General features: G+C 71.5%; 24 protein-coding genes and 1 riboswitch. Of the genes, 16 read left to right on the top strand and 8 right to left on the bottom strand.

Translation table 11 applies throughout. From position 1 onward, the window contains the following. Nucleotides 1-519 precede the first annotated feature (519 nt). The 5 genes from ACSP50_RS42180 to ACSP50_RS23150 all read left to right on the top strand — a co-directional run bounded on the left by ACSP50_RS42180 (nt 520) and on the right by ACSP50_RS23150 (nt 5,639). Entirely contained in the window at nt 520-1,056 is a 537-nt protein-coding gene (locus ACSP50_RS42180; protein ID WP_155123596.1) for a hypothetical protein, read from the top strand. A 326-nt stretch (nt 1,057-1,382) separates the two neighbouring features. After that, entirely contained in the window at nt 1,383-1,718 is a 336-nt protein-coding gene (locus ACSP50_RS42175) for a hypothetical protein (RefSeq protein ID WP_155123595.1), read from the top strand. A 1,034-nt stretch (nt 1,719-2,752) separates the two neighbouring features. Continuing rightward, nucleotides 2,753-3,412 (top strand): YdcF family protein, encoded by a 660-nt coding sequence (locus ACSP50_RS23160; protein WP_014691707.1) that lies wholly within the window; start codon nt 2,753-2,755, stop codon nt 3,410-3,412. A gap of 10 nt (nt 3,413-3,422) precedes the next feature. Continuing rightward, on the top strand, nt 3,423-4,145 hold the full coding sequence (locus ACSP50_RS23155; RefSeq protein WP_014691706.1) for a glycosyltransferase family 2 protein: 723 nt from the start codon (nt 3,423-3,425) through the stop codon (nt 4,143-4,145). Between the two features lie 147 nt (nt 4,146-4,292). Next, a complete protein-coding gene (locus ACSP50_RS23150; protein WP_014691705.1) occupies nt 4,293-5,639 on the top strand; it encodes a neutral zinc metallopeptidase in 1,347 nt (448 codons plus the stop codon). Here the strand turns inward: ACSP50_RS23150 and ACSP50_RS23145 are convergent, their stop codons facing one another. The 4 genes from ACSP50_RS23145 to ACSP50_RS23130 form a co-directional block, all read right to left on the bottom strand. Then, the gene (locus tag ACSP50_RS23145) at nt 5,640-7,049 is read right to left on the bottom strand and encodes an arabinofuranosidase catalytic domain-containing protein (RefSeq protein ID WP_043512007.1); all 1,410 of its coding nucleotides are present in this window, start codon (nt 7,047-7,049) and stop codon (nt 5,640-5,642) included. 103 nt (nt 7,050-7,152) lie between these two features. Then, nucleotides 7,153-8,697 (bottom strand): alpha-L-arabinofuranosidase B, encoded by a 1,545-nt coding sequence (locus ACSP50_RS23140; protein ID WP_014691703.1) that lies wholly within the window; start codon nt 8,695-8,697, stop codon nt 7,153-7,155. A 169-nt stretch (nt 8,698-8,866) separates the two neighbouring features. After that, entirely contained in the window at nt 8,867-9,055 is a 189-nt protein-coding gene (locus ACSP50_RS23135) for a hypothetical protein (protein WP_014691702.1), read from the bottom strand. 81 nt (nt 9,056-9,136) lie between these two features. Further along, nucleotides 9,137-10,261, bottom strand: coding sequence for a Vms1/Ankzf1 family peptidyl-tRNA hydrolase (locus tag ACSP50_RS23130; protein WP_014691701.1), 1,125 nt, complete (start codon nt 10,259-10,261; stop codon nt 9,137-9,139). A 107-nt stretch (nt 10,262-10,368) separates the two neighbouring features. Between ACSP50_RS23130 and pip the strand changes: the two genes are divergently transcribed. The 5 genes from pip (at nt 10,369) to bluB (ending at nt 14,733) form a co-directional block, all read left to right on the top strand. Further along, entirely contained in the window at nt 10,369-11,370 is a 1,002-nt protein-coding gene (gene pip / locus ACSP50_RS23125; RefSeq protein WP_014691700.1) for a prolyl aminopeptidase, read from the top strand. Between the two features lie 95 nt (nt 11,371-11,465). Further along, a complete protein-coding gene (locus ACSP50_RS23120) occupies nt 11,466-12,335 on the top strand; it encodes a GNAT family N-acetyltransferase (protein WP_014691699.1) in 870 nt (289 codons plus the stop codon). 86 nt (nt 12,336-12,421) lie between these two features. Next, nucleotides 12,422-13,174: an SIMPL domain-containing protein gene (locus tag ACSP50_RS23115; RefSeq protein WP_014691698.1), complete on the top strand. Its 753-nt coding sequence runs from the start codon at nt 12,422-12,424 to the stop codon at nt 13,172-13,174. A 64-nt stretch (nt 13,175-13,238) separates the two neighbouring features. After that, the gene (locus tag ACSP50_RS23110; protein ID WP_043511999.1) at nt 13,239-13,838 is read left to right on the top strand and encodes a hypothetical protein; all 600 of its coding nucleotides are present in this window, start codon (nt 13,239-13,241) and stop codon (nt 13,836-13,838) included. A 10-nt stretch (nt 13,839-13,848) separates the two neighbouring features. Further along, a riboswitch (cobalamin riboswitch) is annotated at nt 13,849-14,052 on the top strand. A gap of 54 nt (nt 14,053-14,106) precedes the next feature. Continuing rightward, nucleotides 14,107-14,733, top strand: coding sequence for a 5,6-dimethylbenzimidazole synthase (gene bluB, locus ACSP50_RS23105; RefSeq protein ID WP_043511996.1), 627 nt, complete (start codon nt 14,107-14,109; stop codon nt 14,731-14,733). 64 nt (nt 14,734-14,797) lie between these two features. On the opposite strand, the gene ACSP50_RS23100 is transcribed toward bluB, so the two are convergent. Then, nucleotides 14,798-15,226 carry an MmcQ/YjbR family DNA-binding protein gene (locus ACSP50_RS23100; RefSeq protein ID WP_014691695.1) on the bottom strand — a complete coding sequence of 143 codons (429 nt, stop codon included), beginning with the start codon at nt 15,224-15,226 and terminating at the stop codon, nt 14,798-14,800. Nucleotides 15,227-15,349: 123 nt separating this feature from the next. On the opposite strand from ACSP50_RS23100, the gene ACSP50_RS23095 reads away from it, so the two are divergent. Then, complete coding sequence (locus ACSP50_RS23095; protein ID WP_043515167.1) at nt 15,350-16,303, top strand: beta-ketoacyl-ACP synthase 3; 954 nt, start codon at nt 15,350-15,352, stop codon at nt 16,301-16,303. Between the two features lie 34 nt (nt 16,304-16,337). Here ACSP50_RS23095 and ACSP50_RS23090 read toward each other — a convergent pair whose 3' ends face one another. Both ACSP50_RS23090 and ACSP50_RS23085 read right to left on the bottom strand, forming a co-directional pair. After that, complete coding sequence (locus ACSP50_RS23090; protein WP_014691693.1) at nt 16,338-16,952, bottom strand: PilZ domain-containing protein; 615 nt, start codon at nt 16,950-16,952, stop codon at nt 16,338-16,340. A 167-nt stretch (nt 16,953-17,119) separates the two neighbouring features. Beyond that, nucleotides 17,120-17,530, bottom strand: coding sequence for a hypothetical protein (locus ACSP50_RS23085; protein WP_014691692.1), 411 nt, complete (start codon nt 17,528-17,530; stop codon nt 17,120-17,122). Nucleotides 17,531-17,805: 275 nt separating this feature from the next. Between ACSP50_RS23085 and ACSP50_RS23080 the strand changes: the two genes are divergently transcribed. Both ACSP50_RS23080 and ACSP50_RS44845 read left to right on the top strand, forming a co-directional pair. Beyond that, nucleotides 17,806-19,275, top strand: coding sequence for an arabinofuranosidase catalytic domain-containing protein (locus ACSP50_RS23080; protein WP_014691691.1), 1,470 nt, complete (start codon nt 17,806-17,808; stop codon nt 19,273-19,275). Between the two features lie 75 nt (nt 19,276-19,350). Continuing rightward, nucleotides 19,351-20,799, top strand: a complete 1,449-nt coding sequence (locus tag ACSP50_RS44845; RefSeq protein WP_014691690.1) for an aminotransferase class I/II-fold pyridoxal phosphate-dependent enzyme — start codon at nt 19,351-19,353, stop codon at nt 20,797-20,799. On the opposite strand, the gene ACSP50_RS23070 is transcribed toward ACSP50_RS44845, so the two are convergent. Then, on the bottom strand, nt 20,768-22,243 hold the full coding sequence (locus tag ACSP50_RS23070) for an ATP-binding protein (protein WP_155123594.1): 1,476 nt from the start codon (nt 22,241-22,243) through the stop codon (nt 20,768-20,770). The two genes, ACSP50_RS44845 and ACSP50_RS23070, sit on opposite strands and share 32 nt — an antisense overlap. A gap of 101 nt (nt 22,244-22,344) precedes the next feature. Here ACSP50_RS23070 and ACSP50_RS23065 point away from each other — a divergent pair, with 101 nt between their 5' ends. From ACSP50_RS23065 to ACSP50_RS23055, 3 genes are all read left to right on the top strand, one after another. Then, on the top strand, nt 22,345-23,862 hold the full coding sequence (locus ACSP50_RS23065; protein ID WP_014691688.1) for a S8 family serine peptidase: 1,518 nt from the start codon (nt 22,345-22,347) through the stop codon (nt 23,860-23,862). A gap of 66 nt (nt 23,863-23,928) precedes the next feature. Next, a complete protein-coding gene (locus tag ACSP50_RS23060; RefSeq protein ID WP_014691687.1) occupies nt 23,929-26,379 on the top strand; it encodes a bifunctional diguanylate cyclase/phosphodiesterase in 2,451 nt (816 codons plus the stop codon). 32 nt (nt 26,380-26,411) lie between these two features. Continuing rightward, nucleotides 26,412-26,945, top strand: a complete 534-nt coding sequence (locus tag ACSP50_RS23055; protein ID WP_014691686.1) for a hypothetical protein — start codon at nt 26,412-26,414, stop codon at nt 26,943-26,945. Nucleotides 26,946-26,987: the final 42 nt, after the last annotated feature.

Raw genomic sequence — 26,987 nt, 5'->3', positions numbered from 1 at the left:
ACCGGCACCGATCAGGCGATCGTGGAGCGGGCGCTGGCCCTACTTGTTCGGCGTGCGACTGACAATGGGACTCGCCCGGCCGCTAGGGCTATCGCGGAGCGTGGATTCGGCTCAGGTGATTGGTGATGTCGCGGGCAAGCTCAAGCTCGGCCAGCTCCCTTCTCCTTCTATCCGCGGCTATGAGAGTGCGTCGTTGGTCTCTGGTTAGCGTGTGCACGTCTTTCCGGGAGAAACCGCTCGCGAGCATATGGTGCACCAGGTTGCGGGAACCGTTTCGTGGCCCACCGCGGCATAGACGGTTGGATTGGCAGCAGCTGCCAGCTGCGGTGTTCTGGCGAAGTAGCGCACGGTCCAGCGGTCCCGTTCTGCGGGCCATCCGGTGAGTTGTGCTTGAACGGCGACGTCACGGTCATACCACCAAGACTCCGCTGGGCCCGCGGCATCGAGGACCGGCGGTGGCAACGACTCCTCATGCGTTATCGGCAGGACACCCGACGGAGTGCTGCACTCGAAGGTCCTATGGAACCAAACCTCGACCTCGGCCAGGAGCGCGTGTCGCTCAATCCTCTGATCGACGCTTCGGTCGATGACACGGTATGGCCACTGACCGGGCTCCATCGCGGTGCGCCCATCGAGAAGAACGTCGAGATCCCAAGTCCAGTCGCCGTCCAGGACCCCGGTGAAAGCCAGCCCGAGCGGGCCGTGACGGACTATCGGAAGGCCGTCCAGACCGTACTCCATGTGGTTGCCACCGAGGACGCGGTAACGCAGGCCGCCATAGCGTTGTTCAAACCTGACCATCGCCTCGAGGAGTTCTTCGGGAGCCGGTCCTTCGTAGGTTCTAATCCAGGCCGGGGCCGACGACCGGATCGCCGACTCGGTCATATGCCGGCCGCGGTGCGAACGGTCCCGCAGGAATCCGTGTACACGGTCTGTCAGGCCAAGATCATCAGCGATGTATATACGATCAACTTAGCATCGTTCACCGGCCGCTCGGTGATGGGCGCCTACCGAATCAGCGCACAACTCGGCAGATCAAGGCGTCAACGTGGGTAAGTCACGGAGCGTGACGCCTCCCGGTTGGCCAACGCGCACGATCGGCGGCAGAAGAGTGGCCCGGGCTGAGATGGAGTTCGTATAGCAAGAGGAGCACTTTGGTCGAATCAGTTCGACATCCCGGGTTCGACTCAGGTACTCAACACGCGTAGTGAAGAATCAGCGGGTCCACCGATCAGGGCGCGCGGACTAGGAGAAACGAGATGGCGCACCAGGGATTATTTCCCGCACACCGCTGGATACTCGCTGCTTCCTGTTGCCTGGCCTGGGCCGCTCTCGGTGGTTGTACCGGCGACGACAAATCAGTCTCCGCGCCAGCACCTTCGGTGACCACCGTCCCGGTGGAAGCTACGTTGCCCAGCCTGGCGCCGGCTGGCCTGAAGCAGCAGGCCATCGGTCATGACAACGTCACCGGCGGCTGGACCGCCGACTTGGCCGGGGACGGCCCTGTCGACATCACCATTGTCTGTATCGGCGGTGGTGACCTAGCCGTCAACTATCACAACCCGTCACGCCCTCTAGGGTCATTCAAACTGCCCTGCGACGGAACGACGTCGAAAAACTACGATGATGCCGCACCGTCGGGCCCCATCACCGTGACGATCAAACCTGATGGCGACCAGCGTTGGTCGGCGCGCCTCGCCAGAGGGCCGAGATCGTGACGAACCTTTTTCGGGCGGAACAGGCGGCCTCGTGCGAGCACACTCCCGACTCGCTGGTCTCGGCATGTCTGGGCGTCGGCTGACCGACAGAGACGCTACCAAGCGTGACAGCTCGTCCACGGCCGGCGCGGTGGCCGTTGCGGCGGGCGCGACCGGCGGTTCCGGCCGGTCCAGGCGACCGGGTTCTGCTTGACCGGCGTCCTGATAATGGGGGTGCTTTGCGGCATGGGCGCCAAACTCGGGGCTCGCGCCGCCGACCGCGCCGACGGATGACCTATGTGGAGTGGCCCAGAAGCCAGATCCAGACAGTGATCGGCACACTGGCCGCCGCCACGGAAACGAACGGACCATGACGTCATCAAACCGAACTGAGAGCGGTTCACTACGCATCACGGTGCGAGGACACTGGGTTAACCGTTGGTGGTTGGTAGCCTTCACCAGGCCGTACGTTCGCGTGGACGGGCATGAGCACCAGGTCGCCTGGGGACGCGAGCAGACGTTACCGCTATCGGTAGGCGCGCATTCCCTGGAAACATTCATCCGCTACCGGGGAATACGCGCCGACCTGGGCGCCGGGCGACTCGACTTCACCGTGACACCCGGGCAGGAGGTCTGTGTCGAAGCAATCAACGGGGTGACCAATGGCACGCCCTTCACCCCGCGGATGCTGCCTCGAAGTTAGCCACACTCCCTCTGGCGACCCGTTCCGAACCAGATCGCTGCTGGCGGCGCTTGCCTGGTTTCGTCTGCTGCCCTGATCGACTGGCCGCAACGTCGACGCCGGCCAACGTCCGACCCACGGCCAGATCCGTGCACTCGACGGGCTCGTCTCCCACTCGCTGGCTTGTGACTGAGGCGGGTGCCCGAGCGCCCACATCTCCGGCGCGGGCATGGGTGCGGCAGGCGGGCGAGCAATACCGCTTGCGCCGGCCCGGCAGGTTCGGCCGGGAGCGGCTGCGAGTTGATCATCTGGGAGTCCACCGCCCGTCGGCCGGCCATCGGGTCGCGGACAATGGCTGCTACAGGAGGTGACCATGCCGGAACCGGCCAGGGTGCTGTTGGTGTTCGGGCGCGGGGTGGTGCGTACCGCGAGCGGTTACACCCTCACCCCGGGCGGGGACGCGCGGGTGCGCGCGGCCACCGCCTACGTGGCGGCCCACCGCGCGGCGCTGCCCGGTGGCGACCGGATCCGGGTCGTCTTCACCGGCGGCTGGCCGGAGGCGAGCGCCGGAGCCGCACCACCGCCGGTCGGCGCGCGCGAGGGGGATCTCATGCTGCGGGCCGCCCGCGCGGCCGGCCTGGACGAGCACGCTGAGCTGTACGCGGAGACGCGCTCGCGCAGCACCCTGGAGAACCTGCTGCACACCGTGGAGGACGGGCTGCTGAGTGGATACGCCTTCGACGCCCGGGCTCCGCTCGGTCTGGTGACGCACGCCTGGCACCTGCCGCGCGTCCGCTTCCTGGCCGGCCGGGTGCTGGGACTGACCGGCCCGGCGCTGCGCGACGTCCCGGCGCACGGCGGCGAGGTGCACGACGACCGGGGCGCGCTGCTGCTGGCCCGGCTGGGCTTCGCCGGCGCCCGCGCCGACCGGCTGTTGCGCCGCGAACGGGGGATGGTCGCGGTCGGCCGTCTGGCCCGGCGGGTGATCAATGGCCGGCCTGGGTATAGACGCCGCACCGTCGGACAGCAGTGAAGGAGACCCGGTGCCGTACGTCGTTCTACTCCCGGTGTTCAAGCCGGGACCGCACCTGTCCGAACTGGTCACCGCGCTGCTGGCCGACGGCCCGCGGCCGGCGGAGGTGGTGATCGTCGACGACGGGACCGGTCCGGCCGCCGACGCCCGGCTCGCGGAGCTGGCGGCGCGGGGCTGCACGGTGCTGCGGCTTCCGGCGAACCGGGGCAAGGGCGTCGCCCTCAAGACCGGGTTCCGGCACATCCGCTCCCGGTTTCCCGAAGCGGATGTGGTCTGCGCCGACGGCGACGGCCAGCACAGCGTCGCCGAGATCCGCGAGGTGGCCGACCGCTGCCGGCCCGGCCGCGTCGTCCTGGGCGTGCGCCGCTTCGACCGGATGCCGCCGCGCAGCCGGTTCGGCAACACCGTGACCCAGGCCGTCTTCCGGGCGGCGACCGGCCGGACCGTCTCGGACACCCAGACCGGCCTGCGGGCCTACCCCGCCGACCTGATCGGGGACCTGTGCGCCGTGCCGGGGGAGCGCTTCGAGTACGAGATGAACGTGCTGCTGCACTGCGCGGCGACCGATCACCCGATCGACGAGGTGCCGATTCCCGCCACGTACCTCGACGACAACGCCGGCTCGCATTTCAGCGGGCTGGCCGACTCGGCGCGGATCTATGTCCCGCTGCTGCGTTATGCCCTGCTCAGCCGGGTGGCCCCGGCGAGCACGGTGCCGGCCGAGCGCCGGTAGCAGCGGCGGGGCCACGACCCACACCCGCGTGGCGTCCCGAACGGTCGCCCGTCCATAATGGCAGCCCGCCGGGGGGCGACCCGACGCATAACCGCCGGCCGGTGGGGGTAGACCGGCATCGAGGCAGTCACATGGATGGAGGCGGCGATGGTGGATGCGCAGTGGCCGGGGATCCGGCGCAGCCGTGCGGCCGTTCCGTTGCTGGTGTTACTGCTGGCCGTGCTCAGCGGGTGTGTGGCGGTGCGGGTGTCGAGCGGGCAGGACGACAGCGGTGCGGCGCCGGCTGCCGGGTCCGCCGATGCGGACGCGCTGGTGACCAAGGCGGTCAAGGACGTCGAGCGGTTCTGGACGGCCAAGTACCCGTCGCTGCGCCGCGGCAGGGCGTTCGAGCCGATCACGGGTGGGCTGCACCCGTACACCCGATCGGATCCGCCGCCGCCCTGCGGCGGTGCGCAAACGGCGTATCAGCCGAACGCCTTCTACTGCCCGGACGGCGATTTCATCGCCTGGGACGCGCAGACGCTGATCCCGCGGCTGCTGCAGCAGTTCGGGCCGCTGCTGGTCGCGGTGGTCTTCGCGCACGAGTACGGGCATGCCGTGCAGAGCCGGCTGGGTGTCACCGGGCAGCCGACCGTCGTGCTGGAACAGCAGGCGGACTGTTTCGCCGGGGCGTGGACGGCGGACGCGCTGGCCGGCCGGTCGCCGGCGTTCACCGGGATCACCCCCGAGCAGTTGGACAACACGGTGGCCGGGCTGCTGCTGCTCCGCGACCAGCCGGGGACCTCGGCGGCGGCCGAGCAGGCGCACGGCAACGCGTTCGACCGGATCCGTGCCTTCCAGGACGGGGTGGAGAAGGGCGTGGCCACCTGCGCGGGATACGACGCCGACACCATTCCGGTGACCGAGGTGCCGTTCAAGAGCCGGCGCGATGCCGCCAACGGCGGTGATCTGCCGTACGCCGATGCCGTCGCCGACCTGGCCGACGACGCCCAGCAGTACTGGTCGCGGACCTTCCCGCAGCTCGCCCAGGCGCAGTGGCAGGCGGTGCGGGTGGAGCCGTTCGAGGGCACGCCGCCGCAGTGCGCCACGCCGGACAGCACCGCGGGCGGGTCGGCCTTCTACTGCCAGGACGGGGACTTCGTGGCTTTCGACAACGCCCGGCTGGGGCCGCAGCTGTACCGGAACATCGGCGACAACGCGATCGGCATGCTGCTCGGTGACCTGTTCGCCCGGGCCGCCCAGGATCGGCGGGGGCGCAGCACCACCGACCGGGCCGGGCAGCTGGCGGTGGACTGCCTGGCCGGGTCGTGGACCAACGACCTGCTCAGGCGCCCGGAGGGAGCGAGTCTGACCCTCTCCCCGGGTGACCTGGATGAGGCGGTGGCGGCGTTGCTGGCCCTCGGCCGAGCCGGTGGGAAGTCCGGGACCAGCGCCTTCGACCGGATCGCGGCGTACCGCAGCGGGGTGCTGCAGGGGGTGTCCGCCTGTAGCTGATCATCGGTAGCCGGCGGTGACGATGCCGGCCTGGACCGCGTTGTCGGTGGCGTCGCTCGGGTATCCGGCGACGATGGCGCCCTCGTAGAAGGTGCCCGCGCTCTGGTTGGTGTTGTCGATGCAGCAGTCACCGCCGCTGCCGAGGATGATCGCGCCCTGTTTGCGCATCGGGCTGTAGCCCGCGGGCAGGGCGCCGTCCCAGAGCGTGGTGAGCGCGCCGGACTGGGCGTTGCTGCCCTTGATGGCGAACCGGGAGGTCCCGTTGTTCTTCAGCATCGCGGTGACGAATCTGCTCGGGAAGGCCCGCTGATGGGGATTCCAGGTCCGGCTGCCACCGGGGTACAACCCGTATTCGAGGTCGGCCTGGACCCACGGCCCGGTGCCGGAGCAGCCACCGAACCAGCAGCTCGTACCGAAGTAGATGGCGTCCATCGCGCCGGCGCCGTCGGCCCGCCGGGTGGTCTCGCTGTTGCCGTAGTCGAAGCAGCAGCCCCCGTTGACGTGCGTGCCGCTGGTGACCAGGTAGATGCCCTCGGGGGCGCTGCCGGTCGGGATCCCGGACGCCGACCCGTTGCGCCAGTAGCTGTTGCCCGCGTTGATGTAGAGCGAGTAGACCCTGCTGCCGCCGACCGTGACCGCCTCCCGGGTGGCGCCGGCCGCGGTGTCCGCGCCGCCGATTCCGCCGGTCCCCTGGTAGCCCAGGTTGTTGCCGTGCCCCGACTGGTCGTAGAGGACGGTGATCACGCAGGACGTGCCCGCGCAGAAGGTGTCCTGCGCCGCCGCGTCGGCCGGGCCGCCCCGGCTGACCACACCGATGTCCCGGGTGGCGTGGTCCGACGCGCGCCGGACCTGATAGAGCGCGCCGTTGTAGGTGCTGAGCAGGGCGCGGGTGGTGCTGTGCGCCGCCACGCAGGGGGTGCCGCCCGCGGCGTACAGGTCACAGGGCAGCCCGCCGGGTGACGTCGGGGGCGAGGCCGACGGTGACGCCGAAGGTGAGGTCGAGATCGACGGGACGGTCCCGGTGCAGGTCGTGCCGTTGAGGGCGAACGACGCCGGCGCCGGGTTGCTGCCGCTCCAGGCGCCGTTGAACCCGAACGACGCGGTTCCGCCGGTGGCGATCGTGCCGTTGTAGCTCGCGTTGGTGACGGTGACCTGGGCGCCGGACTGGCTGACCGTGCCGTTCCAGAGCTGGGTGACGCTCTGCCCGGCCGGGAAGGTCCAGGTCAGCTGCCAGGCGGTGACCGGGTCGCCGAGGTCGGTGACGGTCACCGAGGCCCCGAAGCCGCCCTGCCACGAGTTGGTGACCTGATAGTCGGCGCGGCACCCGGCCGCCGCCCGCGCCGGCGTCGCCGCCGTCACCGCGACGGCGCCGGCCGCGCCGGCCAGGATGATGCCGAGGAGAACGGGCATGCCCTTCACCGGGCCTCCTTTTTAGAGAATGGCGGGGTACGGGGTGGGAGCCCGGTCCGTCCCCTCGGTTTCCGGGCTCCCACGCCGTGGGCGAACCGCCGGGTCAGGGAGTCCAGGGGGTGCTGACCACCCAGCTGACGTCGTCGGTCCACGAGGTGGCGGAATCGAACGCGTTCGTGCCGCCGTTGCTGGCGATGTAGACGTTGTTCGCGTAGTGCCGGATGAACCGGTCCGGGTAGTTGACCGAGGCGAACGAGTTGCCCTGCCCGTTGCGGCCGGCCTGCGGGCAGAACGTGGCGTCCTGGCTGAACAGCGCGCTGCCGTCGTTGGCGGCCAGTGTCAGCTGGTAGTTGCGGTGCCGCAGGTAGTTCCCCGAGGTGTTGCGCGACTCGAACGAGACGCAGGAGCTGTTGGCCAGGCCGGCCCGGACGATCCAGGAGGCGTTGGCCTTGTCGGCCGCGGCGCTGCCGGAGGTCACCACGGCGGTGTTGACCGTGCTGCCGCTGTGCGAGATGTAGCGGGTCGTGCAGCACGCGGTGGTGGCGCGCAGCGAGATGGTCGAACCCGGGGTGATCACCGGGCCACCCCCGGAGCCGGAGGTCGCGTACCCGGCCGCGGCGATGTTGGCCTGGACCGCGTTCTCGGTGGCGTCCGACGGGTAGCCGGAGGTCATCACGCCCTCGTAGAAGGTGCCGGCCGCGCCGTGGCTGTTGTCCCCGCCGATGCCCAGGATGATGGCGCCCTCCTTCTTCATCGGGTTGTAGCCGGACGCGTTCGGCCGGCTCCCGTTGTAGTAGGTGGACAGGCCGCCGGACTGCGCGTTGCCGGCGCGGATCGCCCAGTGGTTGGGCTCGCCTTTGATGATCGCGGTCAGGAAGCGGTGGCTGACGCTCGGGTCGTTCGCGTTGTAGCCGGGGTTGGCGCCGGAGAACAAGCCGTTCTCCAGGTCGGCCATCACCCACGGGCCGGTGCCGGTGCCGTAGCCCCAGACCTTGATGTTGCCGAAGTAGATGGCCTCCATCGTGCCGTTGCCGTTGTCCCGGCTGTTGCGCTCGGCGTTGCCGTAGTCGAAGCAGCAGCCGCCGTTGTAATGGGTGCCGTCGAAGATGGCGTACATGCCTTCCGGCTGATCGCCGGTGGCCACCCCATTGGTGGTGTTGTTGCGGTATCCGGTGCCGGGGGCGACGAACACGCCGTACGCCTTGTGCCCACCCACCGAGATCGGCGCGGTGGTCGCATTGGCGAGATTGTCGTAACCGCCGGCCGCCGGCCCCTGGAAACTACCGGGCGGGGCCTGGGTGAGCCGGTTGTTGCGCCCGGTCTGGTCGTAGATGACGGTGATCAGGCAGGTGCTGCCGGCGCAGAAGGAGTCCTGGGCGGCGGCGTCGGCCACCCCGCCCGCGGTGAGCGGCGCGATGTCGCGGGTGGCGTTGTCCGACGATCGGCGTACCTGATAGAGCGGCCCGGTGTAGGCGCCGTAGAGGGCCCGGGTGGTGCTGTGCGCGGCGACGCAGGGGGTGCCGCCGGAGGCGTAGATGTCGCACGGCCCGGTGGTGGCGGCCTGCGCCGGGGCGATGCCGGTGATCATCGCCGCGAGCAGGCCGCCGACGGCGGGCAGAATGCCTCGCAGACGCGGTCGTGATGCCATGACCTCTCCTTTACGGGGTGCCGGGGAATGGCGGTGGGGAACGCGTGTGAACGCTAACACGCGCGCAACATCGTCGATATATTCCAGCGCCGCGGTGACGGAGAATGGCTTTTCACATGCCGTGGAAAATTGGCGTCGGCGAATTGTTACTTCGCCCGGCCCCGCCGGGTCACGAGCCGTCGTCGGCCGTCTTCCCGGACGGTCCGTACGGCGAGGTCTGCCCCGCGGGCGTCGCCCGGTTCCCGGATTTGTCGTGGCTGCCGTGCGGAGCCTCGGTCGGGTGCGCGTCCTCGGTGCGCTGCTTGGTGGTCGGGGACTCGCCGCTGCGCCGCAACTCCGGCTGCTGAACGTTGGTCATCGCAGTGTCCTTCCTCTGGCGAATGGTCCGAAGCGCCGCATACCCAGGCACTCGCCGGATATGTCCACCCGGGCGGCCGGGTCATCGCGCGGCGCTGCCGGCATCCGCGTACCGCAGCACCGCACCGATGCCGTGCTCCAGCGCCACCTCCTCCGGCGCCACCAGCACCAGGTCCGCGCCGGTCGCCGCGATCGCACGCAGCAGCCCGGCGTCGGCCCGCACCCGCTGCGGGCTCGGCACTCCCGCCTCCCGCAACGGGTGGTCGTCGACCGAGATCAGCGTCGGATCGTCCGGCGAAACCCACACCGTGTCGGTCGACGAGGCGTCGTCGACCAGCAGCACGGTGTCCACCTGCCCGCGCTGCAGCCGGGTCACCACGTCGGTGAGGCCGGCGCCGGCCGTGCCGTCGCCCCGCTGGGCCAGGTACCGGTCGACCGCCTCCCGGGTGTGCCGGTCGGCGACCTCGGCGATCGCCTGGATCGTCACGTCGTCCAGCGGAGACTCGTCCGCCCCGGCGTGCCGCGACCCGGCGTCGGTCCGCACCACCCGGTCCTGCCAGCGCCGGGGCAGCCGCCCCGCGAACGTCTGCACCGCGCGCACGTCACCACCGACGACGATCACCTCGGCGCCCGCGCTGTCCGCCAGATCGGCCGCCGCGGCCGCCACGTCACCGGCGTTACGCTTCCAGGACTCCTCGGCGGCCTGGTGGTAACGCCGGTGCGACCAGCCGCCGGCCTGCACCTTGCGCAGCGGGAAGGTGGCGCCGCCGGTCACCTCGCGGTGCCGTGTGGCCCCGCCGACCGACAGCGCGTCCAGGTCGGCGCCGGTGCGGTCGGTCAGCACCCGGACGTACGGGATCTGTTCACCGCGCTGCGCGATCAGCGGCATCAGGTGCGGCAGCGCACCGGTGACCGCCTCGTCGACGGGCGGCGGAGCCGGCGTCGTCTCCACCATCGCCACCTCGCCGTCGCGGGCGAACACCGCCAGACCGTACCGGCCCGGCTGGTACGGATGATCCTTGACGGCCGCCTCCACGGCGTCCAGGGTGGCGCTGTCGGCGCCGTCCCCGGTCAGCCGCTCGCGCAGGGCGCGCCAGCGCAGCCCGACCTCGTGATCGGCGTTCTCCCCGGCGCGGGTCGCGTCCAGATAGACCGACACCCATGAGCCGGTACGGTCGACGAGCGGACGGACGAAGTCGAGTTTCATGATGGGCACACCTTCCGGTGATCGTGGTGCGGGGCAGGGTCGTGGCCGCATACCCGTGATCACGGTGCGTACGCTCGTCAGTCGACCGTCACGACCGAGGAGACGCCATGGCACATCCGCCGATCGAGCCGTACGCGACCGGAATGCTCGACACCGGGGACGGCAACGCCGTGTACTGGGAGACCTGCGGCAACCCGGACGGCCTGCCCGCGCTGGTGGTGCACGGCGGGCCCGGGTCGGGATGCTCGGTGGGCATGCGCCGGTCGTTCGACCCGCAGCGGCACCGGATCATCCTGTTCGACCAGCGCAACTGCGGGCGCAGCACGCCGCACGCCAGCGACCCCGCGGCGGACCTGAGCCGGAACACCACCGAGCATCTGATCGCCGACATGGAGCGGCTGCGGGAGCACCTCGGGGTGCAGAAGTGGCTGGTGTCCGGCGGCTCGTGGGGGGTCACGCTGTCCCTGGCGTACGCGCAGCGGCACCCCGACCGGGTCAGCGGGCTGCAACTGGTCAGCGTCACCACCGGGCGGCGGTCCGAACTGAACTGGCTCTACCGGGGAATCGGGCGGGTCTTCCCGGAGGCGTGGGCGCGTTTCCGCGACTTCGCCGGGGCTGCGGAATACCGGCTGCCGACCGACACCGAGCCGCCGATCGAGGGGCTGCTCGCGTCGTACGCGCACCTGCTCGAAGATCCTGATCCGCACGTGCGCCAGCGGGCCGCGACCGAGTGGCTGGCCTGGGAGGACGCGGTCATCTCGATGGAGCACAACGGCAAGCCCGGCCAATACAGCAACCGGCTCGACGACGCGAAGGTCGCCTTCGTCCGGATCTGCTCGCACTATTTCGCCAACGGCTGCTTCCTCGACGACGATGTCATCCTGCGTGACGCAGGCAGACTCGCCGGCATCCCCGGTGTCCTGATCCACGGCCGTGCCGACCTCGGCAGCCCGGTGCTGACCGCGTGGGAGCTCGCCCGGGCCTGGCCCGACGCGGAACTGATCGTCATCGAGGACTCCGGGCACACCGGCAGCACCGGCATGCAGGAGGCGCTGCACGCCGCCGCCGACCGGTTGCACGAGCGGATCACCACGCCGGTGCGGGCATAGCGCGGGCGAGCCCCGGGCCGCCGGCCTGCGGTACGGTGTGGGGGTACCGCTCGGTCGCGGATCGCCCCCTTCGTCATGCGCCGGGAAGGTCCGCCATGCAGATCCGTCCGTTCGCCCGCGGTGATCGCGAGCAGGTCACCGCCCTGGTCAACGCCCACGTCGCCGCCGTCGTGCCGGGGCTGTCGGTGTCCGTGCAGACCCTGCTCAGCCAGCTGGAACGCGAGCCCGGCGAGACCGTGGTCGATCCGTGGGTGACGGCGCGGGTCACGATCGTCGCCGAGGAACGGCAGCGGGTGGTCGCGGCCGCTCATCTGCTGCGGTACGACGGCGCCGGCGACTACCGGGACGCCGGTGAGATCCGCTGGCTGGTGTGTCGTCCGGAGCACGTGGACGCGGGGGACGCCCTCGCGCTGGCCGGGCACGCGCTGTTCCGGCGGTGGGGGGTGGCGCGGCGTCTGGCCGACGGTGGGTTGCCCGCCCCGGGGGTGTACGGCGTACCGGCGCAATGGCCTCATGTGCGGGGAATCTATGAGCGGGCCGGTTTCCGGCAGACCGGCCGCACCGAGACCGTGCACCTGGCGCGGGTCGCGGACCTGGCCCGGCAGGCCGTGCCGCTGCCCGGCCTGACCACCCGACGCACGGTCGGCGGGACCGGCACCCGGATCGCCGCGCTGCGCGGTGCGGAGCAGATCGGCTACATCGAGGTGGACACCGACCTGGACGGCGGACCGCGGATGTCCCGGGCCGGCTGCTGGGCCGACGTCGGGAACCTGTGGATCGAGCCCGCCTGCCGCCGTCGGGGGGTCGGCAGCTGGTTGCTCGGGCAGGCCGCCGACTGGCTGGACCTGGGCGGGACGACCCGGCTGCTCGACTACGCCGACGAGGGGGAGGACGGGTACGCCGGCTTCCTGACCGCCGTTGGGTTCACCGTCCTGACCAGCACCGGCCGGCGCTTCACGGCTTGACGCAGCCGGCGACCCGCCTGCCTTCGATTGGGTGAAGACCGTTCGATCGGCGTACGACCGGTGCCGTCCGCCTGAAGAGTGGCGAGATGATCAAGTCCCGCTTCGTGATCCCGGCCACCGTCCTGGCGCTCACCGGCATGCTGCCGGCCGCCCCGGCGTTCGCCTCGGCATCCGATCCGTCCTGGGAGAGTGTCCAGGTCACCGGCGTCGGTGAGGTGTACGGAGAGCCCGACCTGCTGACCGCCAACTTCGGTGTCGAGACCACCGCGCCCACGGTCGCCGCCGCGCTGGACCGGGCCGACACCGCCGCCACCCGGATGCGCGACGCGCTCCTGCGTGCCGGACTGACCCGCACCGACCTGCTGACCTCCAGCGTTGACGTCAACCAGGCGCGCGACAACGACGGCAAGGCCACCGGCTACACCGTGGACCAGGGGATCACCGCGGAAATCCGCGACCTGCCGAAAGCCGGGGCGATCCTGTCCGCGACCATCGCCGCCGGCGGTGACGCGGCCCGGCTCAACGGCGTCTCGTTCAGCATCGAGAACGACAGCGCGCTGCTCGCCACCGCGCGCAGCAGGGCGTTCGCCGACGCGAAGGGGAAGGCGGAGGCGTACGCGAAGCAGGCCGGCCGGCCCCTGGGCCGCGTCGTCAAGGTCACCGAGTCGGCCCCGGACCTGCCGGCCCCCGGCGACCAGATCCGGGCGGTCAGTTCCGCCATGTTCCCCGCCGACTCACCGGTCCCGATCGAACCCGGCCGCCAGCGGCTGTCGGCCACCGTGACGGTCGAGTGGCTCTTCGCCAGGACCCCGGCCCCGAAGGTCGCCGCCCGAGGGTGACAGCCCGGTCGGACCCACGGCAAGCCGGCACCGGCCGCGAAGTCGTCAGTCGACGGCGCGGCCGGTGACACGCGATCCGATCACGACCACCGCTGTCCTTGACCGGCACCAGGGTCTGCACCGGGGGATGCGCCGGGCCCGGCGGCACCGCGCCGACGGTGACCGGGAAGGCGACGCCGGGTCGGGGAAAGTGCGGTGGCCGGTCGGCGGTCAACGCCGTCCGGGCGTCCTGACCGAGGTGTGGGACCGGGACGACGTGCTCAGCAGGATCGGGTACCCGCTGCCGGTCGCCGTCCGGCAGCCGGTCACCGCCGACTGGTCCGTCGAGCGCACCGCGGGCCTGCGGGTTCAGGCGGCCGACGTCCTGCGCTTCGTCGGGCCGGGCCGGACGGTGCAGGTGGAGCCGTTCACCCTGCCGGCCGGGCTCGCCCCGGACACCGGCATCGCCGAGATGAGCGGGATGCTGCCGGACGAGCGTGCGGGTGAGCTCACCGAGCGGGACGGTGAGGTGGTCCGTCGCGCGTTCTGCCTGGATGCCGGCGAGCAGCACGAGTTCTACGGTTACGTGGCGAAGCCCGGTCATCTCATCGCCGTCACCTGCAGGTATGACGACCCGGCCGACCGGGACTGGGCCGAGCGCGTCTGGCGGTCGGTGGGACGGTAGCGTCTCGGGTGGCACGAACTTGTTGCGAGGTGCCCCACCGGCGACGGCGGGGAGAATCTGGGAAGCCGGTGTGAATCCGGCACGGGCCCGCCGCGGTGACCGGGGAGCCGCCGCCCACGCGCGTGAGCGCAGCCACTGGCCGGCCGGCCGGGAAGGCGGGCGGTGAGGCGTCGATCCGGGAGTCCGAAGACCGGCCTCGCGCCCATCGGCCCCCTCCGGGCCTGAGCAGCGGGAGCCTGCCCACATGCACGATCAAGATCAACTTCCGATGGCGCTGTACGACGTGATCCACCGCCGCCGCGACGTCCGCGCCGAGTTCACCGGTGACCCGGTGCCGCCGCCCGTGCTCGACCGCATCCTGACCGCCGCACACGCCGCCCCCAGTGTCGGCCTGTCCCAGCCGTGGGATTTCCTGATCGTCCGCGACCGCGCCCTGCGCGAGGCGTTCCACGAACACGTGTGTCACGAGCGTGAGGTGTTCGCCGCCACCCTCGACGGCGCGGCCGCCACCCGCTTCGCCCGGATCAGGATCGACGGGATCCTGGAGTCCACCCTGTCCGTCGTCGTCACCTACGACCCGCGGCGCGGTGGCCCGGCCGTCCTGGGCCGCCACGCGATCGCCGACGCCGGCCTCTACTCGGTCTGCCTGGCCATCCAGAACCTGTGGCTGGCCGCCACCGCCGAGAACCTGGGCGTCGGCTGGGTCTCCTTCTACCGCGAGCCGTTCCTGCGGGATCTGCTCGGGATCCCGCCCGCCGTCCGCCCGGTCGCCTGGCTCTGCCTCGGCCCGGTCAGCCGCCTGCAGGAGACCCCCGACCTGGAACGCCACGGCTGGCGCCACCGCCGCCCGCTGGCCGACGCCCGCCACGAGAACCGCTGGCGCGCCTGCTCCTGAAGTCGCGGGCAGTGGATCCGTCGCCGGCCTCAGGCGCGCGGCCCAAACCAGGGGGACCGCCTGCTCACACCGCCGGGCGGGGCGCCCCGCCCGGCGTGACCCGGGCGGCCAGGAACTTCGGGGCCTGCTCGCCGTAGCTGTCGGTGAGCAACTCGGCGATCTCGTCCCAGTCGGTGTGCTCCCCGAGGACCGCGGCCGCGACGTTGGCCCCCCAGGGGGCGCGCAAGTACGGAAAGCCCGCCGCGGTCAGGCCGAGCAGATCCGCGGCGGGCACCCGGAACGTGATCACGGTCGGCGCCTCGCCGCCGACGGCATGCCGCGCATAGGCCGGGTTGCGCTCCAGGTCGGGCACGTAGACGTGCGCGACCGTCCGGCTGCGGACCCGCCAGCGGACCCCGATCCAGGCCGGCTCCTCATACGTCTCGGGCAGCCCCCGGCAGATCGCCCGCAGCCGCCCGAGAATCTCCGGTGGCACGTCTGCGGGCTCGGACATGGACCCGACCCTATCCGAGCCCGGCACCGGTCTGCGCGCACCGCGCCTGCTGGAACGCCTGGTTACCGGCGAGGAACTTCTCAACCGGAGGGCACCCAGCCGGACATGCTTGGATTGCTGGTCATGGCCCCACCTTTGCAGCGCCGTGCCGGAAATCCCGGATCGCGCATCCTGAGCGTCGCCTCGTATCGCCCGCGCACCGAGGTGGGCAACGAGGCGATCGCCGCCCTGATCGACTCGAGCGACGAGTGGATCCGCCGCCGCTGTGGCATCGAGTCGCGCCGCCGCGCCGCTCCCGACGAGGACCTGGTCATGATGGCCGCGGCGGCCGCTTCCAAGGCCCTGGCCGGCGCGGGCGTCGATCCGTGCGACGTGTCGGCCGTCCTGGTGGCGACGATGTCCCACCGCGGCCGCGCGGCCACCGTGGCACCCCTGGTCGCCGACGCGCTGGGAGCCACCCCGGCGGCCGCGATGGATCTGGCAGCGGCCTGCGCCGGATTCCCGTACGCGCTGGCGACCGCCGACGCGCTCGTCCGCAGCGGCTCCGCCGGCTACGTGGTCCTGGTCGGCGCCGAACGCATGACCGACATCGTCGACGAGCATGACCGCGGCACGGCGTTCCTCTTCGGCGACGGCGCGGGCGCGGTGGTCATCGGTCCGGCGCAGACGTGCGGGATCGGCCCGGTGGTGTGGGGCGCCGACGGCTCCGGAAGCGCGTTGCTGCAGTACGACGAGGCAGGCATCCTGCGCATGGCCGGGCCCGAGGTCTTCCGCTGGGCGACCGCCGTCGTTCCCGACCTGGCCCGGCGCGCCCTGGACGCGGCGGGCATCTCGGCGGACGACCTTGCGGCGTTCATCCCGCACCAGGCGAACCTGCGCATCATCTCGGCCACCGCCAAGGCACTGGAACTCGGCCCGCACGTGCGGGTGGCCACCGACATCACGACCAACGGCAACACCGGCGCGGCCTCCATCCCGCAGGCCATGGCGGCACTGCCGGACACGACGGGTCCCGCCCTGCTCGTCGGCTTCGGCGCCGGCCTCTCGTACGCCGCGCAGGTCGTCACCCTGCCCTGACCCGCGGTCGCGAGTCCACCGGCGTCCGCCGGAGTCACTGGGTCTTCTGGAAGGCGTCGAGCCGGCGGTGCACCTCGGCGTCCACGTCCACGAACACCAGGCGGACGTCGCCGGGTTCGTCGCTGCCGCGCACGTGACAGTTGATGTCCGCGGGGCCGTCCGGCAGCAGCATCTCCAGGGTGACCGACTGGCCGGGGGCCAGCCCGTCCACCATGTCGATCAGCGCTTCCTCGCCGAGGTCGTCGACGTCGAGATCGACGATGACGCGTGCCCCGCCCAGGGACAGGTCGATCGCCAGACCGGGGAACATCTGACCCGACGGCAGGATCAGCACGACCGGGACCTGCACCGAGACGCGCCGGGAGCGGCGCCGGTCGACAGCGCCCATGTTCGTGTCCACCCGCATGTACACGCCGGGCACGGCGCCGGCGGGCGGGGGCACCACCGTGCCGATGATGCTGAAGCCGGCACCGTTCTGTGTCCAGAGCAGGGCCACGTCGACACCGATCATGGCGAACCCGGTGAGGCTCAGCCGGAGCGTGCCGTCGCTTTCCCGCGAGACCCGGCAGGTCCGGGCCGGGCCGCCGCCGAGCGACGCGCTGGCGGTCGCGGCGGTCCACGGCTGTGGTTCCTCGGTGGTCTTGACCATCGTTGTCGGATCTTTCTGGGCGTGCCGGTCGCGTTCCGTCGAATCGTCTCCACAGCGACAGTACCGTCGCGATCGGCCCTTCAGGTGCAGGTCAGCACGTCAGGCCGGGCAGCGGGGAGAGCAGCCGACCGGCCCGGCACCTCGCCGGCGCCGATGCGGCGGACGGGCTAGCCGGTTCCGCCAGGGATCGACAGGTCGTCGCCGCTCACGATGAGGCAGCCGAGGATCCCGGCCAGGACGCTGCGCTGGCGGTGCGTCAGGGTGTTCACGAAGACCGCGGCGTCGATGTCCGCCTCCGCGCACGCCCGGGCGATCTCGCGGACCTTGCCGTGGGTCAGCAGGGTACGGCGGGAGAACGGCTGGGACATGCGCCGCGACCCGCCGGGACGCCGCTTCCACCGGTCGGAGGCGCCCCGGCGCTGGACGTACCGGGCCACCACCCGGCCACCGCGGGCCTCGACCAGGGCGGCGATCTCGTCGAGCGTGGTCTCGTACCGTTTCTCCCTGGCCGAGAACAGACCGATGAGGACGACGTCGGCTCCGTCGAGAGGGTCGCCGAGGTCCCGGTACTGCTTCACGCTGTCATGATCGCTTCGGGTGCGCCGGCGGGCCACAGGTTTTCATCGGTGCCCGCCGCGGCGATCGCAGCACCCTCGTCGTCGACGATCTCCGGCCGCGGAAGCGCTCTCTGCCGTTAACGCTCACATTCGTACCGAGTCCAGCCGGAAAAATGCCCCTTGACATCGCCGTAACACCCATGAAAATCGATGTTAACTTTCACAACCCCGTGATCCCCGGCGACAGTGGCAGGTGACTGGCCGCTGCCGTCCACGTACGCGAAAGGTCCGTCCTCATGCTCCGAAGACTGCTGACCGTCATGGCTGCGGCCGTTCTCACCGCGACCGCGCTGGTCGCCGGCCCCGGCACGGCCAGTGCCGCCGGCACCCTCCCCTGTGACATCTACGCCGGCGGCGGAACCCCCTGTGTCGCCGCGCACAGCACCACCCGCGCGCTGTTCGGCGCCTACAGCGGCCCGCTCTACCAGGTGAAGCGCTGGTCCGACGGGGCGACCGGCACCATCGGTGTGCTCGGCGCCGGCGGCTACGCGAACGCCGCCGCGCAGGACTCGTTCTGCTCCGGCACGTACTGCACGATCGTCAAGATCTACGACCAGACGTCGAAGCACAACGATCTGACCATCGCCCCCGGCGGCGGTGCGAACCCGACCGCCGACCAGGGCGCGAACGCGGCCGCGCTGCCGATCACCGCGGGCGGCCACCAGGTGTACGGCATCTACCTCTCGGCCGGCAACGGCTACCGCAACAACGCCACCAGCGGCGTCGCCACCGGCAGCCAGCCGGAGGGGATGTACATGGTCACCGAGGGCACCCACGTCAACGATCGGTGCTGCTTCGACTACGGCAACGCCGAGACGAACAACAGGGACACCGGCAACGGTGACATGGACGCGATCAACTTCGGCACCGAGTGCTGGTTCACGCCGTGTGCCGGTGGCCCGCGGGTCCAGGCCGACCTGGAGAACGGCCTCTTCGCCGGCGGCAACGGTGTCAACACGACCAACACCGGGCGCGGCAGCGCGTTCGTGACGGCGATGCTGAAGAACAACGGCACCACGACGTACGCGATCAAGGACGGCAACGCGCAGTCGGGCAGCCTGGCGACCCGATACAACGGCTCGCTGCCCACCCAGGCGGGCTACCAGCCGATGACCAAGCAGGGCGCGATCATCCTGGGCATCGGCGGCGACAACAGCAACGGCTCGGTCGGCTCGTTCTTCGAGGGCGTGATGACCAGCGGTTACCCGAGTGACGCCACGGAGAACGCGGTCCAGGCGAACATCGTCGCGGTGGGCTACACCAAGAGCGTGACCTTCCCGGTGAGCGGCTCCAGCTACCGGCTGACCAACGTGACCAGCGGCAAGGTGCTGGACGCGACCAACTGCGGCACCGCGAACGGCACCCCCGTGCGGCAGTGGACCTCGCTGGGCAACACCTGCCAGCAGTGGCGGTTCACCAGCGTCGGCGCCAACCGGTGGACCATCACCAACGTCAACGCCGGCAGGACCCTGGACGCGGTCAACTGCGGCCAGGCACTGGGCACCGCGGTCGACCTGTGGCAGTCGCTGGGCAACACCTGCCAGCAGTGGGCGGTCATCCCGGCCGGCAACGGGAAGTACGAACTGGTCGTCGAGAACAGCGGCATGGTGCTCGACAACCAGAACTGCGGCACCGCCGACGGCACCCCGGCCCGGCTGTGGATGTGGCTGAACAACACCTGCCAGCTCTGGTCGATCACCTCCTGAGCACCGCGACGGGCCGGTCACGGGTTTCCGCGGCCGGCCCGTTTCACCCGCTCACGGCATGGTATCCGGGATGCCATGGATCAGGACGAAGCACCGGTTCTCGCGGCGATCGAGCAGTACCGGGACGCCGGCGACATCACCTTCGCGCTGCCCGGCCACCGGCTCGGCCGCGGCATCGACGAACGGACCGCGGGGGTGCTGTCCCGCGGGGCCTTCGCGGCCGATGTGATCACCGCGAAGGAGGCGGCCGGCGCGGCCGAGACGTTGTACGCCGACGCGGCCGGCGCCCGCGACGCGGTCTTCACCACCTGCGGGTCGAGCATCTCCATGCACACCGCGGTGCTCGCCATGACCGGCCCCGGCCGCAAGGTCCTCACCGACCGCAACGTGCACAAGTCGGTGGCGGCCTCGTTGATCCTGGCCGGTGCCGAACCGGTCTGGCTGCGCCCGCGCTGGGATCACCGGCGGCAGATCGCGCACCCGGCCACCACCGGGGACGTCCGGGCCGCCCTCGACGCCGACCCGGAGATCGGTGCCGTACTGATCATCACGCCGACCGAGTACGGGTGCGGGGCCGACGTCGGCGGCATCGCCGCACTCTGCCGCGAGCGGGGCATCCCGCTGCTGGTCGACGAGGCCTGGGGCGCCCACTTCGCCTACCACGACGGCCTGCCGACAGCGGCCGTGCGGGCCGGCGCCGACCTCGTCGTGCAGAGCCTGCACAAGGCCGGCGGCGGCCTCTGCCAGGCCTCGGTGATCCTGCTCGGCGGCGACCTGGTCGACCCGGTCGACGTGCGGCTGCGCCTCGACCTGATCACCACGACCAGCCCGTCCGCGCTGCTCTACGGCTCGATCGACGGTTTCCGCCGGCACATGGTGGCCAGCGGGGAGCGGATCCTCGACGCCGCCCTCGACCGGGCCGACCGGCTGCGCGAACGGTTGCGGCAGACGCCCGGCCTGACCGTGATGGACGCCTCGATCGTGCACGAGGACGGGGTGGCCGAGTGGGATCCGCTCAAGCTGAGCGTGGACGTGTCCGGGCTCGGCATCACCGGATACCAGGCGCGGGACTGGTTGCAGGCGGAGAAGCGGCTGACCGTGCAGCTCGGGGATGCCCGCCGGGTGGTCTGCTCGCTGACGTACGCCGACGACGACGCCGCGATCGACCGTCTCACCGAGGCGCTGGAAGAGCTGGCGGCCAAGCCACCGGCCGCGGATCGGCCCGCCCCGCACCTCCCCGACCTGGAGAAGCTGAACCTGGAGCAGGCGATGGGCCCGCGGGAGGCCTATTTCGCCCGCACCGAGCAGGTCGCCGACCCGGCCGGGCGGATCAGCGCCGAGATGATCAGCCCCTATCCGCCGGGCGTCCCGGCGGTCCTGCCGGGCGAGCGCTTCACCCCGGAGGTGGTCGACTATCTGCGGGCCGGCCTGGCCGCCGGGATGACCCTGCCCGACGCCGCCGACCCGACGCTGGCGACCTTCCGCGTCGTGGTCACTCCCCGGCCCGGTCCCGGCGCAGCGTGACCACGAACCGGGCGCCGTCGCGGTGCTCCGGGTCCAGGGCGATCGTGCCGCCGTGGAACTCCGTCACCTTCTTGCAGATGGCCAGGCCGATGCCGGTGCCCGGATAGGCGTCGCGCTGATGCAGCCGCTGAAAGATCACAAAGATCTTGTCGGCGTACGACGCGTCGATCCCGATCCCGTTGTCGGTGACGGTGAACGCCCACAGGTCGCCGTCCGGCTCGACGGTGATCTCCACCCGCGGCGTCCGGTCCGGGTGCCGGAACTTCACCGCGTTGCTGATCAGGTTCTGCCACAGCATGCTCAGCAACGTGCTGTCGCCGGGCACGGTCGGCAGCTGTGGCCGGACGATCTGCGCCCCGGTCTCGCCGATGGTGATCGCCAGCGCGTCCTCGGCCCGGTCCAGCACCGTGTTCAGGTCGATCGGCTCCCACCCGTCGTAGACCCGGCCGATCCGGGAGAAGGTCAGCAGGTCGTTGATCAGTCGCTGCATCCGGGTGGCGCCGTCGACCGCGAACTCGACGTACCTGCGGCCACGCTCGTCCAGGATCTCCCCGTACCGCCGCTGCAGCATCTGGCAGAAGGAGGCCACCTTGCGCAGCGGCTCCTGCAGGTCGTGCGAGGCGACGTAGGCGAACTGCTCCAGGTCGGCGTTCACCCGGCTGAGCGTGACCTGCTGCTGCCGGCTCTCGGCGAGCGCGTCGGCCAGCCGCTCCCGCATCGCCTCCACGTCGTGCCCGAGCGCGACCACGTCGGCCGGCCCGCGCGGGGTCACCCGGTGCTCGAAGTCGCCGCCGGCCACCCGGCGCACCTCGCCGCCGAGCCGGGCCAGCGGGCCCAGCACGATCAGCCGCAGCAGCACCCCGATCGCCACGATGAACAGCAGGAGCCCGCCGATCAGGGTGAGGAAGACGTCGTCGCGGATCCGGCGCGACTCGCTCAGCGCGTCCCGCCCGGCGGCGCGCGCCCCGACCAGGCGGTTGTCCAGGTCGGTGAGGCGGGTCCGGACCGAGGTGAACGCCGCCCGGGCCCGCACGGCGTCGCCGGTGCCGGTCGTGGCCGCCTGCATCAGCGGCTCGGCGACCGTGGCGCGCCAGGTGGCGGCCTGCTCCTCGACCGCGGTCAGGTCGGCCAGCGCGGCCGGCTGGTCGTCGATCAGCTCCCGCAGCCGCGCCTCGTCCTGCCGTTCGGCACCGACCGCCTGCTGATACGAGTCGGCGAAGTCGGTGACGCCGCTGAGCAGGAAACCGTGCACGGCCGCCTCCTGCTCGCGCAACGCCCCGTCGAGCTGCACCACCGCGGTGCGGGCCGGCGAGATCCGGTCACTGAGCCGGTTGGAGACCGCGGCGGTCCGGTTCAGCAGGTGCGCGCCGACCACCGAGGCGCCCAGCACCAGCACGACCATGGCGACCAGGACGGAGGCGAACCAGCGCTGCGTATTCCACACACCGGCACGGTAGATCACATTCGATTTTCGGGAAAATCGTCAGGTTCGCCCGGCACCCGCCGATGCACCCCGACGCGTCATCGGAGGGAAGGAACTCAATCGTGGAGATTGCACAGCCCGGCCGCGGTGCCCGGCGACTCGGTTTCGGGATCGCGGCGGCACTGCTCACGACCGGGCTCATGGGAACCGGGCCGGCACACGCCGCCACGCCGGTGCCGCCACCCGGCCCCGGTTGGCTCGACGCCGGCGGTGCGAACGTCGCCGTCCCGGTGATCAAGGACGCGGCCGGCGCCAAGCTGAAGACCACCAAGGTCGACACGGCAAGCCTGACCGGTGCCGGGATCGGCGTTGCGCTGATCGACTCCGGAGTCGCGCCGGTGCCCGGACTGAGCCAGCCCGGCAAGGTCATCAACGGGCCGGACCTCTCGTTCGAGTCGCAGACCCCGGGCCTGGAGCACCTGGACACCTACGGCCACGGCACCCACATGGCCGGGATCATCGCCGGTTCGGACCCGGCCAACGGGTTCGAGGGCATCGCCCCCGGGTCGCACCTGATCAGCCTCAAGACCGCGGCCGCCGACGGTGCGGTCGACGTCTCGCAGGTGATCGCGGCGATCGACTGGGTGGTCACGCACCGCAACGACCCCGGCATGAACATCCGGGTGATCAACCTGTCCTTCGGCACCGACTCGGTCCAGCCCGAGCTCGTCGACCCGCTGTCCTACGCGGTGGAGTCCGCCTGGCGGCAGGGCATCGTCGTGGTGACCAGCAGCGGCAACGACGGCGCGGCCCGGATGACCATGCCGGCCGCCAACCCGTACGTGATCTCGGTCGGCGCCGCGGACACCAACGGCACCGCCGACCGGTCCGACGACACCGTCGCCTCGTTCAGCAACCGCGGCACCGCCACCCGGCACCCGGACCTGGTGGCCACCGGCCGTTCAGTCGTGTCGCTGCGCGATCCCGGCTCGTACATCGACACCACGTACCCGACGGCCCGCGTCGGCGACCGATTCTTCCGCGGCAGCGGCACCTCGCAGGCCGCCGCGGTGGTCTCCGGTTCGGTCGCCCTGCTTCTGCAGCAGCGCCCGGCGCTCACCCCGGACCAGGTCAAGCGCCTGCTCATGCAGACCGCCGACCCGCTGGCGGTGGCCGACCCGATCGGCGGCGGCGCCGGTCAGCTGGACGTCGCCGGAGCGGCCGCCGCCGACGTGCCGCGCACCGCGGACGTCACCCAGGCCTGGCCGGCCGCGACCGGGCTGGGCTCGCTGGAAGCCTCCCGGGGCACCGCCCACGTCGTGGACGGCGTCACCGGCCTCGCGCTCACCGGCGAGCGGGACATCTTCGGCATGCCCTGGGTACCGGCGACCTGGGCGGCGACCGCCCGGATCGGTAGGGCGTGGACCGGCGGCACCTGGAACGGCGCGGTCTGGACCGGCACCGGCTTCGTCGGTAGCACCTGGCCGGTGACCACCTGGACCGGGCGGTCCTGGGCGGGCCGCTCCTGGGCCGGCTCGGACTGGGCCGGGCGCTCCTGGGCCGGCGGCACCTGGACCGGCCGTTCGTGGGCCGGCGGCACCTGGGCCGGACGGTCCTGGGCCGGTCGCAGCTGGGCCTGATGCCCGACTTGTCTCAACCTTCCGGGCGGACGGCCGACTGGTAGGACGACGGCGAGAGGAGGACCGATGGCGAAAAGGCGGCGACTGACGCCGAACGCTGCGGTCCTCACCCTCGTCGCGGTCCTCACCATCGTGGTCGCCTTCGGAGAGGCCGCCGCCTGGCTGCTGTTCGGCCCACCCACCCCCGGCGGCCTGCACGTCCCGCTGCTGATCACCCTGACCGTGCTGTTCGCCCTGGTGGAACGCTTCACCGTCACCTTCCCGGTGCGCCGCGGCGCGCACGCGATGACGCTGAGCGAAATCCCCCTGGTGCTCGGCCTGTTCCTGGTCCCGCCGGTGCTGTTGATCCCGATCCGGCTGGTCGGGGCGCTCGCCGGTCTGATCCTGCTGCGCGGGCACCGGGGCGGCAAGCTCGCCTTCAACACCGCGCTGTACCTCACCCAGGCCACCGTGGCCGGCGTCGTGTTCCACCTGATCCGGGCCGGCACCGCACCGTACGGCCCGGTCGCCTGGGGCGCCGCCTTCGCCGCCGCCTTCGCCGCCGACGTGGTGTCGATCGTGCTGGTCACCGCGGTCATCGCGGTGCACGACGACAGCCAGGAGTGGCGCCGGCTGCTGACCGCCGACGTCAAACAGGTCTTCCAGATGCCACTGGTCGCGGTCACCACCACCCTCGCGCTGGTCACCGTGCTGCTGGTGCGCGAGCAGGTCCTGGCCGTGCTGCTGCTCGGCGTGCTCGCCTTCGCCGCCCAACGGGTCTTCCACCGGTACGCCCAGCAGAGCCGCACCCACCAGCAGGTGGAGGACCTCTACCGGTTCGCCCAGTCACTGGACGGCCTGACCGGCGCCGACGAGGTGGCCCGCGCCGTCCTCGGGCAGGTCCGTGACCTGGTCCGGGCCGAGGAGGCGGTCCTGATCGTGCCCGGCCCGCAGTCCGAGGTCTGGACGAGCATGCGGTTGTACGGGCGGGACCGCTACCGGGTCGAGGCGACCCCCGCCGACGCATGGTGGCTGCCCGCCCGCTCCGGCACCCCGGTGGTCCGGGACACCGCGATCGCGGTGCCGCTGCGCCTCGACGAATCCACCGGCGTGCTGCTGGTCACCGGCCACATGTCGGAGATCCCCGCGTTCACCGCCGACCACGTGCTGCTGCTGCAGGCGATGTCCTCGCACGCCGGCGCCGCCCTGTCCGCCGTCCGCCTGCTGGACCGGCTCACCCACCTCGCCTCCCACGACGCGCTCACCGACCTGCCCAACCGCCAGCGATTCCAGGCCGACCTGCAGGCCGCCACCGAAGCGGCCGGCGCGACCGGCGGCACGGTCGGCGTCCTGCTGATGGATCTCGATCGGTTCAAGGACGTCAACGACGCGCTCGGCCACGACATCGGCGACGACCTGCTGCGCCGGATCGGCCGGCGGCTGCGCGACTCGTTCGCCGGGCTCGGCGTCGTCTCCCGGTTCGGCGGGGACGAGTTCGCGCTGCTGGTGCGCGACGCCGGCAGCGAGGCGGAACTCGTCGCGCTGGCCGAGGAGGTACGCCGTACCGTCGAGAAGCCCGCGGCCGTCGGCGATCTGATCCTCGCGGCGCAGGTCAGCATCGGCGTCTGTCTCGCGCCCGAGCACGGCCGGGACGCGGCCCGCCTGCTGCGCCGCGCCGACCTGGCGATGTACGCCGCGAAAGCGGCGCAGGCCGGCGTGCGCGTCTACCGCCCCGACGACGACCGGGACACCGCCCGCCGTCTCACCCTGATGGCCGGCCTGCGCACCGCCGTCGACAACCACGAACTGTCCGTCGTCTACCAGCCGAAGGTCGACCCGCGCACCGGCCGGGTGCTGGGCGCCGAGGCGCTCACCCGCTGGCAGCACGACGGCCGCCCGGTCCCGCCTGACGAGTTCATCCCGCTCGCCGAACGCTGCGGCCTGATCGGCCCGCTCACCCGGCACGTCCTGGAAACCGCGCTGACCGAATGCGCCACCTGGCGCGCCGCCGGCCACGACCTCAGCGTCGCCGTCAACCTGGCCCCCGGCCTGCTGTCGGTCCCCGACCTGACCGACCGCGTCGACCAGGCCCTGCGCCGGCACGGGCTGCCACCGTCCGCGCTCACCCTCGAGATCACCGAGAACGGCATCATGTCCGAACCCGAACACGCCCGCCGCGCCCTGGACGCCCTGGACCGTCTCGGCGTCAAGCTCTCCATCGACGACTTCGGCACCGGCCACTCGTCCCTGGGCCGCCTCGCCCACCTGCCGATCCACGAGGTGAAGATCGACAAGAGCTTCATCCGCCACATCGACACCGACCGCAACCGTCGCGCCGTCACCGACGCGGCCCTGCAACTGGCCCGCGCCCTGGATCTGCAGGTCGTCGCCGAAGGCGTCGAGGTGGAGGCGGAACTGGACTATCTGCGCCGCAACGGCTGCGACGCGATCCAGGGTTACCTGATCTCCAAGCCGATCTCGGCCCCGGCCTTCCTCGACTGGCTCACCGTCACGGTCCCGACCTCGCTGGCGGTCTGACCGTTCTTGACACCGTCGGGCAGAATCCCACCATGGATCTCGGCGTCAGCAGGCGTGGCTACGGCTACGACAGAGGCGCGGCGACCCTCTACATGTTCGGCATCATCCTGGTGCCGTTCCTGATCTTCATGACCCTCGCCGGCGCCGTCGTCGCCTTCGTCCCCGCCGAGCAACGCCAGGACGGCGGCGGCGCCATCCGCTTCCTGCTCCTGCTGCTGTGCTTCGGCAGCCTGCTGGTCGGCGGTTACTCCGTGTGGTTCCTGCGCGTCGCCGGCACCGACCGGGTCGCGCTGTTCACGGTCTTCGACAACGGCCTCGCCTACGGCCACGTCGCCGACCCCTTCACCATGCGCCTGGCCGCCCCGCACAGCGTCCTGATCCCGTGGTTCGACATCACCGAACTCCGCGAACGCGGCCCCGGTTCCAGCGTGCTCCGCGCCCTGCTGCCCCCGGGCCGCCGCTACCGCCTCGACATCGTCACCCGAGACCACCGGGTGCTGACCCTCACCGGTGCCATCCAGAACGCTCGCGAACTCGCCACCGTCCTGCGCTCCCACGTCGGCTGAGCCACCGGGAAACCCGGCTGCATGGAGCACCGTCCCCTGGCT

The organism is Actinoplanes sp. SE50/110 (assembly GCF_900119315.1).
Taxonomy (GTDB): domain Bacteria; phylum Actinomycetota; class Actinomycetes; order Mycobacteriales; family Micromonosporaceae; genus Actinoplanes.
This window is presented reverse-complemented; position numbering and strand designations above follow the sequence as displayed.

Coding starts and splice junctions, on each gene's coding strand:
- ACSP50_RS42180 (WP_155123596.1), top strand. CDS start 520: ATGGAACCAAACCTCGACCTCGGCCAGGAGCGCGTGTCGCTCAATCCT.
- ACSP50_RS23160 (WP_014691707.1), top strand. CDS start 2,753: ATGCCGGAACCGGCCAGGGTGCTGTTGGTGTTCGGGCGCGGGGTGGTG.
- ACSP50_RS23150 (WP_014691705.1), top strand. CDS start 4,293: ATGGTGGATGCGCAGTGGCCGGGGATCCGGCGCAGCCGTGCGGCCGTT.
- ACSP50_RS23145 (WP_043512007.1), bottom strand. CDS start 7,049: ATGCCCGTTCTCCTCGGCATCATCCTGGCCGGCGCGGCCGGCGCCGTC.
- ACSP50_RS23140 (WP_014691703.1), bottom strand. CDS start 8,697: ATGGCATCACGACCGCGTCTGCGAGGCATTCTGCCCGCCGTCGGCGGC.
- ACSP50_RS23135 (WP_014691702.1), bottom strand. CDS start 9,055: ATGACCAACGTTCAGCAGCCGGAGTTGCGGCGCAGCGGCGAGTCCCCG.
- ACSP50_RS23130 (WP_014691701.1), bottom strand. CDS start 10,261: ATGAAACTCGACTTCGTCCGTCCGCTCGTCGACCGTACCGGCTCATGG.
- pip (WP_014691700.1), top strand. CDS start 10,369: ATGGCACATCCGCCGATCGAGCCGTACGCGACCGGAATGCTCGACACC.
- ACSP50_RS23120 (WP_014691699.1), top strand. CDS start 11,466: ATGCAGATCCGTCCGTTCGCCCGCGGTGATCGCGAGCAGGTCACCGCC.
- ACSP50_RS23115 (WP_014691698.1), top strand. CDS start 12,422: ATGATCAAGTCCCGCTTCGTGATCCCGGCCACCGTCCTGGCGCTCACC.
- bluB (WP_043511996.1), top strand. CDS start 14,107: ATGGCGCTGTACGACGTGATCCACCGCCGCCGCGACGTCCGCGCCGAG.
- ACSP50_RS23100 (WP_014691695.1), bottom strand. CDS start 15,226: ATGTCCGAGCCCGCAGACGTGCCACCGGAGATTCTCGGGCGGCTGCGG.
- ACSP50_RS23095 (WP_043515167.1), top strand. CDS start 15,350: ATGGCCCCACCTTTGCAGCGCCGTGCCGGAAATCCCGGATCGCGCATC.
- ACSP50_RS23090 (WP_014691693.1), bottom strand. CDS start 16,952: ATGGTCAAGACCACCGAGGAACCACAGCCGTGGACCGCCGCGACCGCC.
- ACSP50_RS23080 (WP_014691691.1), top strand. CDS start 17,806: ATGCTCCGAAGACTGCTGACCGTCATGGCTGCGGCCGTTCTCACCGCG.
- ACSP50_RS44845 (WP_014691690.1), top strand. CDS start 19,351: ATGGATCAGGACGAAGCACCGGTTCTCGCGGCGATCGAGCAGTACCGG.
- ACSP50_RS23060 (WP_014691687.1), top strand. CDS start 23,929: ATGGCGAAAAGGCGGCGACTGACGCCGAACGCTGCGGTCCTCACCCTC.
- ACSP50_RS23055 (WP_014691686.1), top strand. CDS start 26,412: ATGGATCTCGGCGTCAGCAGGCGTGGCTACGGCTACGACAGAGGCGCG.